At 37.3% G+C, this 10,871-nt stretch carries 17 protein-coding genes; 1 reads left to right on the top strand and 16 read right to left on the bottom strand.

The genetic code is table 11. The annotated features are described in order from the left end of the window. Positions 1-92 precede the first annotated feature (92 nt). From TY16_RS15660 to TY16_RS15610, 11 genes are all read right to left on the bottom strand, one after another. Positions 93-554, bottom strand: a complete 462-nt coding sequence (locus tag TY16_RS15660) for a GNAT family N-acetyltransferase (protein ID WP_043932783.1) — start codon at positions 552-554, stop codon at positions 93-95. Positions 555-1,292: 738 nt separating this feature from the next. Continuing rightward, entirely contained in the window at positions 1,293-1,589 is a 297-nt protein-coding gene (locus TY16_RS15655) for a hypothetical protein (RefSeq protein WP_043932782.1), read from the bottom strand. Between the two features lie 247 nt (positions 1,590-1,836). After that, complete coding sequence (locus TY16_RS15650; RefSeq protein WP_043932781.1) at positions 1,837-2,337, bottom strand: hypothetical protein; 501 nt, start codon at positions 2,335-2,337, stop codon at positions 1,837-1,839. Positions 2,338-2,513: 176 nt separating this feature from the next. Then, positions 2,514-2,777, bottom strand: a complete 264-nt coding sequence (locus TY16_RS15645) for a hypothetical protein (protein ID WP_231505633.1) — start codon at positions 2,775-2,777, stop codon at positions 2,514-2,516. A gap of 90 nt (positions 2,778-2,867) precedes the next feature. Beyond that, positions 2,868-3,272 (bottom strand): hypothetical protein, encoded by a 405-nt coding sequence (locus TY16_RS15640; RefSeq protein ID WP_043932779.1) that lies wholly within the window; start codon positions 3,270-3,272, stop codon positions 2,868-2,870. A 63-nt stretch (positions 3,273-3,335) separates the two neighbouring features. Next, the gene (locus tag TY16_RS15635; RefSeq protein ID WP_043932778.1) at positions 3,336-3,563 is read right to left on the bottom strand and encodes a DUF3953 domain-containing protein; all 228 of its coding nucleotides are present in this window, start codon (positions 3,561-3,563) and stop codon (positions 3,336-3,338) included. 107 nt (positions 3,564-3,670) lie between these two features. After that, complete coding sequence (locus tag TY16_RS15630) at positions 3,671-3,937, bottom strand: hypothetical protein (protein WP_043932777.1); 267 nt, start codon at positions 3,935-3,937, stop codon at positions 3,671-3,673. Positions 3,938-4,047: 110 nt separating this feature from the next. Next, positions 4,048-4,284, bottom strand: a complete 237-nt coding sequence (locus TY16_RS15625; RefSeq protein WP_043932776.1) for a hypothetical protein — start codon at positions 4,282-4,284, stop codon at positions 4,048-4,050. Between the two features lie 108 nt (positions 4,285-4,392). Continuing rightward, on the bottom strand, positions 4,393-4,659 hold the full coding sequence (locus TY16_RS15620; RefSeq protein ID WP_043932775.1) for a DUF4190 domain-containing protein: 267 nt from the start codon (positions 4,657-4,659) through the stop codon (positions 4,393-4,395). Positions 4,660-4,764: 105 nt separating this feature from the next. After that, positions 4,765-5,070: a hypothetical protein gene (locus TY16_RS15615; protein ID WP_043932774.1), complete on the bottom strand. Its 306-nt coding sequence runs from the start codon at positions 5,068-5,070 to the stop codon at positions 4,765-4,767. Between the two features lie 562 nt (positions 5,071-5,632). After that, positions 5,633-6,568 (bottom strand): 3-hydroxyacyl-CoA dehydrogenase family protein, encoded by a 936-nt coding sequence (locus TY16_RS15610; protein WP_043932773.1) that lies wholly within the window; start codon positions 6,566-6,568, stop codon positions 5,633-5,635. A 174-nt stretch (positions 6,569-6,742) separates the two neighbouring features. On the opposite strand from TY16_RS15610, the gene TY16_RS15605 reads away from it, so the two are divergent. Next, positions 6,743-6,949, top strand: a complete 207-nt coding sequence (locus TY16_RS15605) for a zinc ribbon domain-containing protein (RefSeq protein ID WP_043932772.1) — start codon at positions 6,743-6,745, stop codon at positions 6,947-6,949. Positions 6,950-7,034: 85 nt separating this feature from the next. On the opposite strand, the gene TY16_RS15600 is transcribed toward TY16_RS15605, so the two are convergent. The 5 genes from TY16_RS15600 to TY16_RS15580 form a co-directional block, all read right to left on the bottom strand. Beyond that, positions 7,035-7,457 (bottom strand): MEDS domain-containing protein, encoded by a 423-nt coding sequence (locus TY16_RS15600; protein WP_052342759.1) that lies wholly within the window; start codon positions 7,455-7,457, stop codon positions 7,035-7,037. 125 nt (positions 7,458-7,582) lie between these two features. Then, entirely contained in the window at positions 7,583-8,008 is a 426-nt protein-coding gene (locus TY16_RS15595) for a CBS domain-containing protein (protein ID WP_043932771.1), read from the bottom strand. 100 nt (positions 8,009-8,108) lie between these two features. Beyond that, positions 8,109-8,441, bottom strand: a complete 333-nt coding sequence (locus TY16_RS15590; RefSeq protein ID WP_043932770.1) for a hypothetical protein — start codon at positions 8,439-8,441, stop codon at positions 8,109-8,111. 170 nt (positions 8,442-8,611) lie between these two features. Then, on the bottom strand, positions 8,612-9,508 hold the full coding sequence (locus TY16_RS25290) for an aminoglycoside phosphotransferase family protein (protein ID WP_052342758.1): 897 nt from the start codon (positions 9,506-9,508) through the stop codon (positions 8,612-8,614). A 229-nt stretch (positions 9,509-9,737) separates the two neighbouring features. Then, positions 9,738-10,811 (bottom strand): lipocalin family protein, encoded by a 1,074-nt coding sequence (locus TY16_RS15580; RefSeq protein ID WP_043932769.1) that lies wholly within the window; start codon positions 10,809-10,811, stop codon positions 9,738-9,740. Between the last annotated feature and the right edge of the window lie 60 nt (positions 10,812-10,871).

Raw genomic sequence — 10,871 nt, 5'->3', positions numbered from 1 at the left:
TTTTGAAGTACAAAACTTTAATTAGCAATAAAAAAAGAGGTGCAATTCGCACCTCCTTTATTTATCATTTAACAAATGAATTAGCATTAGAATTAAATGTCTTTGTAAACAAACTCTCGATATTTCACAAATTCATTCTTCTTATAAAAATTCTTTGCTATTTCGTTATTGAACCAATAGTCTAATTCAATCTTATTAATGCCGTTTTCTTTTGCAATATCCGTAATTTCGTTCATCAATTCAGAACCGTATCCTTTTTTTCTTTGGCTCTCTGCGATACTTATTTGATGCACATATACCGATTTATAAGATTTTTTAAAGGCATTATCGGGATAATTTCTTAACTCAATCCAAGCATAACCTAAAGATTGGTCATCGTCCTCCAACAGAAGGAAATAGAATTCCTCTTTATCAATAATCTTTTGAAAGAAAGTCTTAATTTCCTCAAAATTATATTCTTTGAAATACTCAGGGTATAAATTTGCGTGTAAATCGTGAACATATTTATTCAATTTAGCCACTAATTCAAAATCGTTTGTTCGACTGATATTCATATTCGTTCCCCTTTGTAAGAAAATTCCTATTCTCATACTAACATAAAAGTGTATTTCCTAAATAAAAAAAATCCTCTTTCAGGTCGTTTTGACATAAGTTGCTATTAAGCTTAAAATTCGAAATATAATTAGTAATAAAATTGGCACTTATTTTGGCTACGTTTCAGACGTGTGACATTAGCTGTTGTTATCCTGTTAAAAAGCGTGCTAAATTCAGTGCTAATTGTTACGTCAAAATGTAAAAAAGCTTATTATATCAACAAAAATAAGAGGTCCAAATCATATGCGATTTGGACCAAAAATTGATGCTCTAAATGAGTTTTTGTACTCCTAATCCGAACCCGTTACTTTTTTACGGGACGGACTTAATTTTGAAGTACAAACCTCGGATAACAGTGTCGTTTGCTTTGCATTAAATTGAAAATTTAATTAGCAAATAAGGCTTGGACCTATGTCTCCAAGCCTTTTTAATACCTAACTGTTTTGTAAGTAAGCCCCGTGCCCTACTAACTTTCACCTTTCCCCTCCTAATATACTTACTTAATGAATTTGAATATTAAAGGTATTAAAATTTCATCTTCTTCTGCTTTCCCGTCCCGGTTTGTGTATTATGAACCGACCTCCAGAAAGTTTTCATTAAACTACCTTATGCAATATAAGGAATTCAAAAAAAGTGCTATAATCCCCCCTGGATCAACGTACAACTACGTTCTAAATCTAAGTCAAACTTCCATTAATTCAGAAAAAACTTAAAATTGGCGGTAATAATAATAGTAAAATTCCACTGAAAATAAGTATTTGAAATACGTTTTTCGGAAGCTTTTCTCTTCCTTTTCCTTTATACCATCCACCAAACTGCAATTTATTTCTATATAAGATAAAGAACAGAATAATAATAGCAATAAAACCGATCCACCCGTACTTTTTTATGTCGGTACCAATGGCTGAGTATACATTATCGAGTATGGAACCAAGAATCCCACCAATAATAACAAATAAGACAATAATTCTTAATAATTCCAATAAGACCCTCATATGATACCTCCCCACATACCAGACTAACTAAGTTTTACCATAATCACTCTTAATGACAGCATTCTGTTCCTATTATCAATATTTACATCTTTTTATTAAAGACAAGAACCTATCAATGAAGTGTATCTTTCTTGGTGAATTTTTAAAAATGAACTATCTGAAATAGCATAATCTATGATTTTCTCACCTCAGTTGAAGGAGGAGGAAATTATTATTTTTTGTAGTATGTACAAGAGTCTGTTATGAATCATACCTTATCTATTCCGCTACCAGTAACAATAAAATGAGGAGTTTCCCCTTTTCGATTAAAAAATCTCCAATGTTCACTATTCTCGTCATCATCTGAGCTGTCCGGAAATACATCGAGCTTATACCCTTCAGATAAAAGAATATTTAATCCGCCAATATGATCAGAATCAATTTTAAGGACAGTTAAATTTTCCTTTTCCTTCATAAAGTTTTTAATTCGTTCATCAAATCTGTTGTTTCCCTGTATGTCCCAATCGAAATCTTCTATTACTCCATCATAACTTGAGCTAGGAACATAGAAATCTCTTGAAGCTATAAATATTTTATTGCCTATTGTAATCCTCCAAGAACATTCAATATGCAATGCAAATTCTGCTGTATTTTGCGATTCTCCTCTTCTAGTTAGTGTGATTATGTCCCCAAATCCTAACCAAAAAAGGTTTGAAGCCCTTCCGGCGAGCCTCAGCCTCAACCCAATAAAATCTCTTAATTGAGACATTATTTCTTCCTTCCACTGCTCCTATTATGTTAGTTAATTAACTCCACGTTAATCGAAAAACAAATGCTGTTATGTTTAACAGCTTGATTCATCGTGGTCGCCGAAACGAGGTTTAGTCCATTAGAGCCCTTCTATTAAAGTGGAGTTCCTGCCCCCAATATAAAATGCTTCATCATTTAAAAAATTTGTCCATGTAAAACACGGGAAAGGATAAATATAATTCCCCCAACAATTAGCAACTTTATTTGTTTTGTCTTACTTTTCTTTTCTCCACTTTTTTTGTTTTTCGCATCTATAATCCCCAAATTAATGAGACTAATAAACATCAGTAAAACACCTAAGAATGCAAGTAAATAATATAAAAACGCCTCCATAAAAACACCTCTGATTTGTATTCCGAAACTAATTTCAGCTAACCAGCCCTTTTCAAAAAAGTTCAATAAAAAGGTGCCTTTATCCCTCGAGATTAAAGTACCCTTAGTTGAAGAAGGGATACCAACTACAACAAACTTAGTTGTTCAAAAAAATTACTAATTTCCTTTGTTGAGCTGTTTGTAGTAGTTATCTACAATTGGAAAAATATCTGGTGTTGAATTGTAATAAGTATCACCAATTTTACTTAATGTAAATTTAAATTCTTTTTTGCCATCAAAAAGTGTAATACCATATCGCCATCCATCACGTTTTTCTTGATTATCCTCCGGTGTAAATTCGATATTTTTAATTTGAGATAGAAATTCATTAATTTGCTCTTGCTCAGTAATAACTTCTGAATTTCCTGTTGAACCATCTTGAATGATTACTTTATCAACAATTTCAATATGTTCGTCTTTATAAAATTTTTCTAAAGTTTGTGTTTGTGTTTCCGGATCAGCACAAGCAGAAAGTATAAAAAGATTGCTCATCAATAAAAAAAGGAATAAGAAATTTCTCATATGGTCACCTCCAAAAAATACTCTGGCGGTTATTAGAAGCTATAACCCGAAGAGTATGTTACTTCAATAAGAAACTTTTGATTGAGGCAAATAAAATAATAAAAATACAACTATACTTAGCCAGCCATAACCTTTTTGGCCCTTTTGAAATTCTCTCAATCCCATTACCAACATTGTTAATCCTAATAACAATATCGTATATGGTTGAAACTTAAAATCCTCAGTAATCAATTCATATGCTGCAAGTGAAATAACAGTTATTGATAGAATTATTTGTAAAAACGTTAACAAAAACATCCCTCCACCAAATTACCACCTAAGCGTATTTGACCCTTAAACTATCCCGCTTCAGCTTCTTAAATAGTGAATTCAATAAAGTCTTCTTCACTTATTTCACTCTAGTCTGTAACTAAGAGAGATTGAAATACTTTAAACAGCTCTTGTATTTCTTCCTGTTGATTGATCAAATCCATACTCAATTGGTACTCATTTTCATTTTTATATATTGATATTTCAATCCATTTCGTTGCATCCACCTTGCTATTCAGATACATTGTATGAAAATCTAAATATCTCTCGTAAATTTTTGATGCTTTTTCTTGAATAGCTAAATATTCGTCTATTTTATCTTTTTGTATATGATACTGATAAACTTTAACAAACATCATTATCCCCCAAATATAAACCCATACCTACTAAACAAATCGTCCAATGACAGCACCGCCCTTTTACTCATTCAACCCTATAGATATATTTATAAAAAAATCTTTGTATTTCATTTTGACTTTTGCCTTCTAAAAATAGGGGAATTAATTATAAATCCGACAATAACCGCTATTACAGTTTTTATAACAAAATTATTAAGAAGTCCGCTAATTACATATCCTTTAATCTTTTGCAATAATGTTGCTTCTGGGGCCCAATCAATAACATAGCCTATCCCTAATATCGAAGGAATACTGATTAATAAATAAACAACAACAAAAGTGAGTAAAAATGCTTTCAGGTTCATTAAATCCCCCTTTACCAAGTTCCTTTATTAATTCACCTGTACTATAAGTCAAATAAGAACTTCCATAAGAACCCTGTATCAATTCTCACTTTAGTATAGTAAAAACTTTTATCCTACAGTAGATACGGAGTAATAAGCTATCATCCCTAACACCCCAAATAATTGAATGATAATTCCAACAGAACTGCAAATTAAACCCGCAGTTGCTAACCCTCTACCACCGTCAACCGTTCTTTCTATTTCTTTTACAGCTTTCCTTGAGGTAACAACCTCAATAACGCCAAGTACTAAGCCAATGATAGGGAGTAATATTGAAAGAATGCCAACAGTTAAAGAAATCACAGAATTACTATTTATATGAGTTTTCTCAGTCATAAAAATTCCAGCCCTTTTTATAAATTAAAATAAGAATAAAATGTCTTTTAAACTTTTCTGCCCAGCTGAAACATGACAAAAATTTTAACCCAGTAAGCCTTCTCGTTACTGATTTTTTAAAATTATGATGTCTGATTTATCATTCCAAGTTATGGTGGCCTTCTTTTCTTCGTTTTCTTGGGTAACGGCACAACCATTACAAGAATGTCCACCTATTTTTAACACTCCATTATTAAGTGAATCTTCACCTGCTGATTTTCCTGATAATCCTTCAACAACATACTTTATCTTTTGAGGAATTGGCTTTGCGCCGATATATTTTACTATGAGATTTGTAGATTCGCTATCTTGATCTAGAATATTGACCTCATAAATAACTTGCCAATTTTCACTTTCACCAGCGAATTTCATCAATTTGGGTTCTGAACAAGCAGTTAGTAAAATGGTCGAAAAGGAGTAACATTACAGTCTTTTTTATCCCCTCCCTGTTTTTAATTATATATGATGTCATTGGATTTTTCTTCCTTTTCATTCAACTAACATACCTGTTTAATAAAAAGCTCGCTTGATTAGGTAAAATAATACTTACTCTTTAAAAATGTATTTCTCGCAATTCACACACATAAGAAACAGAACTTTAAATAATTAAACAAAAAGGGCGGTTAATCCATGCTGGACCAACACACCCTTTTATTAAAAATGACATTACATTATGGCATAGAAGTTACTATATATAGGCAATAGTTGTTAATCAACTTGCTCCGCATTTTTTTTTAAAAAACACTCTCTCTACAAACAGCAGCAGTCCAATTCAAGTGCAAATTGGACTGCTAGCTGGTAATTTATTTAGTTTTTAAAATTAATACCGGTGACTATTATAATTTGTATCGGATTTTCTTGAATACACTCATAAGACGGAATATTTTCAAATCACTAAATGGGGTTGCTTTGGGCTGGATTCTGAGATTTCCTATTATAATTTATTCTTAATCTTTGCCAACCTAATAAAGTTCTCATCGCGTTCGCGTATTTTATCCCGGACTGAGACATTGTCGTACTTGTAGATTCCCTCACCTGTTTTGGTGCCGAGTTTGCCCTGGGCAAAGAGTTCTTCAATGACTTCCGGTGCTCCTTTGCTTTCATCAAGTTCAGGAGCGAGGTTTTCGACAACACGCTTCCACACATCAAGTCCTCCAAAATCCGCCGTTTCGATCGGGCCTATAAACGACCAGCGGAAGCCCGGGCCATCGGTTATCGCCCTATCAATGTCACGGGCATCGGCGACACCTTCTTTTAACAAATAAAACGCCTCACGAACAATGGCAGCCTGCAGCCGGTTGGCAATGAACCCAGGGACATCCTTATTTAACGCAACCGGCGTTTTGCCGATTTCGGACATTAGATCCTTTGTAACTTGCACGGTTTCATCTGCGACATTGTCGTGCTTTACGATTTCGACCAACGGCACGAGCTGGGCTGGATTGAAGAAGTGGGTAATCAGCATCCGTTCAGGTGTAGTAGCTTTTTCGATAAGCCGGGAAATTGGAAAAGTTGAGGTGTTGGATGCAATGATGGCTTCTGGCTTTGCAAATTTCTCAAGGTTGCTGAACAGCTCCCATTTTAATTCGAGTATCTCCGGGATCGCTTCGGTTATGAAATCGGAATCCTGAACGGCTTCCTCCAAATCAGTTGTCGGAACAATCAGCTCTAGTGCGGCCGCTTTCTGTTGTTCAGTAATGACACTTTCCTGAACGAGCAAAGAAAGATTAGATCTTACAAGCTCCATCGCCTTTTGTAAAAATTCCTCTTTTAAATCGTACATTCTGACCGGGTATCCTGCAAGGGCGTATACCTGAGCAATTCCATGTCCCATAACTCCTGAACCAATCACAGTTACTTTTTTAATCATTCGTTCATCCTCCAAAAAAACTAGTCTATGTGAAGTTTCTCCCATAATGTTAATTCGACTTTTCTATTAAAAAACCTTTTTTGAAAGCGTTTTCTAAAATAAAGCAGAATCAATGTAACCTTTTTATGAAATAATCGTTTATTTGAATGAATGATCCGATAAGGAGTGGTCTGTATGGAGATGAAAGGCTGCATAAAATGTGGAGGCAATGAAGCGGGTACAAAAGATGTAGCAATGACAGGTACAGGTCTGTCAAAGATGTTCGACATCCAGCACAACACTTTTACGGTCGTTTTTTGTAAAAGATGTGGGTATTCAGAGTTTTACAACAAACGGAGCAGCAATGCATCCAATATTATTGATTTGTTCTTTGGTGGCTGATTTCCCCTTATGTGCATTGAAAAATGAATGGCTCACCTTTGCCTGTTCTAGAAAAACCTGGTAACTGGGCATAGGTGAGCCATTTTTAATCATGTTCATCGGCTTTTTGTTCGAATTGTTTAATTTTACCCGTCATGTCCATACCATTTCCCCACTCCACATGCGCCCATGTCCTGATTCCCAGGTTATTGCTAAGAAAGGGTGAAAGCGTTTTTGAAAAATAGTTAACAATTGCTTCAACATGGAACTCACCTGTTGAAAAATAAAAATCAAAATTTTTCATGTGGATGACGCGCTCAAGCTGTTTTGCAGAAAAGATGTCTGTTAATCTCTTTTTAATCTTAAGCCACAGTCTATCGCTTTCAATAATTAGGCAAAAATGTTCCTGTCTAAGGCCGCCTTCAATGAACGAAATTAAATTGTTTATGTATTGATCGGTATTGGATGTGTTATAAAAAAGATGGCCCTTTGCAAGATTGCCAATTTCCTTTATTACCTTTTTCTCCATCCCAACTCCCCTCCCTACTCCCGATAAGGCTCTACAGTTAATTTCACTACTGTTTCCAGTAAAACAACAATCATTTATTTAAAAAGCCCGCAGAAATTTTCTGCGGGCTTCTCAACATTATTTGTTTACTTTTCAGGCTCGGCAGGGTTTGAAATTTCTTCGAGCGCCTGTCCGGCATCATCCGAAAGCTGTTCATCGACGGCGAGGTCACCAAGCGACACAATGCCTATCAATCTGCCTTGCTCCACAATCGGCAGGCGGCGAATTTGGACATCGGCCATCAAGTCCGCAGCTTCCTCGGCACTCATTTCGACTGTTCCCCTAACTGGATCCTTCGTCATTACCTCAGAAACAGCGGTATCCGTAGACAGGTTGTTAGCGAGGCCGTGGATAACCAGATCACGGTCTGTCGCAAGCCCTACCAATTGATCCCCATCACAAATTGGAATGACACCGACATCCAGTTCCCTCATTTTCTTTGCAACATCATAAATCGAAGCATCGGGTGGACACGTTTCAACTTCTCTTGTCATAACATCTTTGATATTCATTAGAAAATCCCTCCTATCCTCTAGTTAAGTGATTCCCGGAAGGACAACCTGTAAAACTGGTTAATTTTATCAAGCAAAGCCAAAGCCTGACGGAGGACCATCAGGCTGGATCGGTTTTTTTCAGTATGGTGTGGATATCAGTGGCTGTCATCTGCTTCGCTTGGACGAAGGTTTGGACGTTATGTTTTAGCCAGTGGTCATAAATTTTCAAAAGGTCATTCCTATCATAAACGGTATTCGCGAAGGTTTTGAAAAAATAAACAATCATGACATTAACAACTTCAACAGGCAGTTTGTTCCTTGCCATAACCATCCTTAATGCTAACATATCCAGTCCGCGGACATTGCCGTTTGTGGCAGCTTTAAGCACCTCTGTTGGGGTCGCATATTTACAATATTCGATAAGGCTCAACTCTTTCTTCGCTTCTACCATCGCCCATTCCCCCATTTCCTGAGTATACTTTCATTATATAAGGATAAAATCTGTATTTAAATAGAACTATAGAAGGCTTTACACTACTACCATAGTAGTAATTTATATTCATTTACTGCGAATTTTGAACAAAGCTTTGACAAAAACTAATTTACCTTCTCCAATTTGTCCTATTCAGCGAGGAATTCCGCAATCCACTCGACACACTGATATGTCTCCTTCCACTCTCCATGATCTTCTATTCCCCAGCAGGCGTAAAGGGTTCCAAGCGCATAAGAAGCTTTTAAAAGCCTTGTTTTATCAAGTCCTAGCCCCTCGCAAATCCAGTTTATCCGGTTCTTAAGCAGTTCGCGTGGATGTTTTTTATTGTGGAGATGATTAATCAGGAAGGACATGATGTCATAATAGGGATTGCCTGAGACGCCTTTAGGATCAATCGCCAGCCAGCCTCTTTCGGAAAGCAGGATATTTTCATGATGGAGATCGCCGTGGAGCAGCTCGATTTGGTCAGGGTCATAGAGCTCTTTCATATAGGCTGAAGCACGTTCAATTGCTTCAAAAGGAATCGGCTCTCCTCCGTCCGGAAACTGCCTTTTGTACCTGGTAAACCCTTCTGCCCAATCCAAAATGGATGGCGGGGTAAAATCGTTCGGCAGCTGCCTGCGGATTTTTTTCCAAACCTGTATGTATTCCCTTGCAGCCTGCTCTTCGTCATCAAGAACGGAAAGATTTTGTCCCGGAATGAGCTGTTCAAGAAGCATGGCTCCATTTGTTGCATCTTCAGCTAGCAGCCTGGCGCAAGCCTCCCCATTGTAATGACGGACAGTCCGGGCTTCATTTATAAAATCATAATTCGGCACCCCAAGTTTTAGGATGACTGGTGTGCCTTCTTTATCACAGGCTTTCACAACATAATTGTACGTCAGATTGCCTGCCGGTCCTTCAATAGTCAAGCCCCACTTTTCTGCGTATTTCGCGACAAGTTCCTCAAGATTCCCAAGCCACCTTGTCCCATCCGAACCGAAAGCACCTGTTATTTTTTCAACAAATTCACTGGGCAGATTCATTTAATTCTCCTTTACTCCTTCCTCACGAACACTATTACGGAATATAACCGAGACTGAGGCAAATATTCTTAGGTTTTTAACCCTTGAGGCTACACAAATATATTATTTATTTCCAGCACGTCTCATTTCAGCCTGTATCCCACTTTATTTTAAAAAAGAATTTTCAACCATTAATACAACAAATCAAATCCCCGATTCATTATAAAGAGCGAGAATGCTTACTCCTCGCTCAAGTATAGCCTACCAGTTCCATAAACCCCTTACCTGCAAGAGGCTTCCTCTGTCCGTTAGCCATTATTTCGTGGCCGGTCACTTTCACTGCTCCCTCCCAAATTCCTTTGAGCGGGCCCAGCATAATCATCTCCTGCTTTGGAAACGCGGCCTCGACACGGAGCTCCATCCTAAATTCAGGGATAGTTATTGACCAGGAGATTGGATACCTCGCATTCGTTTCAAAGCTTTTCCAATGCTTTTCTTTTGAAAAAGAAACCTGCCTGCTGAACTGAAGTGAACCATCCCTGCCAATCAAGTTGGCCATCTTAGGACCAGATTCCTTCTTATCTGAAGTCATTTGGTTCAGAAGCAGTTCACGCCCATCATCAAGCTGGATCCCAAACCAGTCCCAGCCCTTTCCTTTAGCGAGACCATAATCCCTGCCCCACTGATGATCGAACCAGCCTTGCCCATATACTGTTTCCGTTCCCCGATCAGTTACAATTTGGCCATTCACTTTGTTCCTGGTAAAAGAGTAATAGTAGAGGTCATCCGGCTTTCCTTGTCCGCCTATCAAGGCAATCGGCTTTTCTGGTGAGAACTGTAGATCTGCCTCGAATTCTTTTTCAGTTATATTGGCGGAAAATCCTGACTGGCTGCTTCCAAGGAACTCCAGCTTATTTTTTCCATACGAAAGCTTAACTGGATTAGTGGTTATTTTGGCATGCGGGATTTCTCGGTGCGGCTTTGGCAGCCTGCCCTTTAAAAGCTGCTTCTGGAGCCGCCACATTTGCGTATCTCCTGGGTTCAGCAATAGATACAGTGGCATATAAAAAAGCGCCATCTGTTTTTTTAACGAAGAGTCGGCAAGCGAGTAATGTCTGTGTACGTTATTTGTTAAATCAATCAATGAATGAATCATATAGTGCGCTTTAAACAGACTCGTCTCGCCAACCTCGAAAAACGACCCCATTACTGCATACCTCCCGCCCCTGTCACCCTGGAGGAAGGCAAAATAATACCACCATTCCACATTCGAATTAGTATGCGGGCCGGTATCTTTAGGCAGAACAATTTCTTTGTCTTTCATATCCTCACCACTGCTTTTTTAACTACAATATGCTGTGATGCGGTGATATGGGATTGCCTG

The sequence above is a fragment of the Bacillus sp. EB01 genome (assembly GCF_000613125.1).
Classification (GTDB): domain Bacteria; phylum Bacillota; class Bacilli; order Bacillales; family Cytobacillaceae; genus Bacillus_D.
Note: the sequence above shows the minus strand (reverse complement) of the source record. Positions and strands in the feature narration are given on the sequence as shown.

What these genes read in the sequence shown, in the direction of transcription:
- TY16_RS15660 (WP_043932783.1), bottom strand. Translation starts at nt 554, where the DNA reads ATGAATATCAGTCGAACAAACGATTTTGAATTAGTGGCTAAATTGAAT.
- TY16_RS15655 (WP_043932782.1), bottom strand. Translation starts at nt 1,589, where the DNA reads ATGAGGGTCTTATTGGAATTATTAAGAATTATTGTCTTATTTGTTATT.
- TY16_RS15650 (WP_043932781.1), bottom strand. Translation starts at nt 2,337, where the DNA reads ATGTCTCAATTAAGAGATTTTATTGGGTTGAGGCTGAGGCTCGCCGGA.
- TY16_RS15640 (WP_043932779.1), bottom strand. Translation starts at nt 3,272, where the DNA reads ATGAGAAATTTCTTATTCCTTTTTTTATTGATGAGCAATCTTTTTATA.
- TY16_RS15630 (WP_043932777.1), bottom strand. Translation starts at nt 3,937, where the DNA reads ATGTTTGTTAAAGTTTATCAGTATCATATACAAAAAGATAAAATAGAC.
- TY16_RS15625 (WP_043932776.1), bottom strand. Translation starts at nt 4,284, where the DNA reads ATGAACCTGAAAGCATTTTTACTCACTTTTGTTGTTGTTTATTTATTA.
- TY16_RS15620 (WP_043932775.1), bottom strand. Translation starts at nt 4,659, where the DNA reads ATGACTGAGAAAACTCATATAAATAGTAATTCTGTGATTTCTTTAACT.
- TY16_RS15615 (WP_043932774.1), bottom strand. Translation starts at nt 5,070, where the DNA reads ATGAAATTCGCTGGTGAAAGTGAAAATTGGCAAGTTATTTATGAGGTC.
- TY16_RS15610 (WP_043932773.1), bottom strand. Translation starts at nt 6,568, where the DNA reads ATGATTAAAAAAGTAACTGTGATTGGTTCAGGAGTTATGGGACATGGA.
- TY16_RS15605 (WP_043932772.1), top strand. Translation starts at nt 6,743, where the DNA reads ATGGAGATGAAAGGCTGCATAAAATGTGGAGGCAATGAAGCGGGTACA.
- TY16_RS15600 (WP_052342759.1), bottom strand. Translation starts at nt 7,457, where the DNA reads ATGGAGAAAAAGGTAATAAAGGAAATTGGCAATCTTGCAAAGGGCCAT.
- TY16_RS15595 (WP_043932771.1), bottom strand. Translation starts at nt 8,008, where the DNA reads ATGAATATCAAAGATGTTATGACAAGAGAAGTTGAAACGTGTCCACCC.
- TY16_RS15590 (WP_043932770.1), bottom strand. Translation starts at nt 8,441, where the DNA reads ATGGTAGAAGCGAAGAAAGAGTTGAGCCTTATCGAATATTGTAAATAT.
- TY16_RS25290 (WP_052342758.1), bottom strand. Translation starts at nt 9,508, where the DNA reads ATGAATCTGCCCAGTGAATTTGTTGAAAAAATAACAGGTGCTTTCGGT.
- TY16_RS15580 (WP_043932769.1), bottom strand. Translation starts at nt 10,811, where the DNA reads ATGAAAGACAAAGAAATTGTTCTGCCTAAAGATACCGGCCCGCATACT.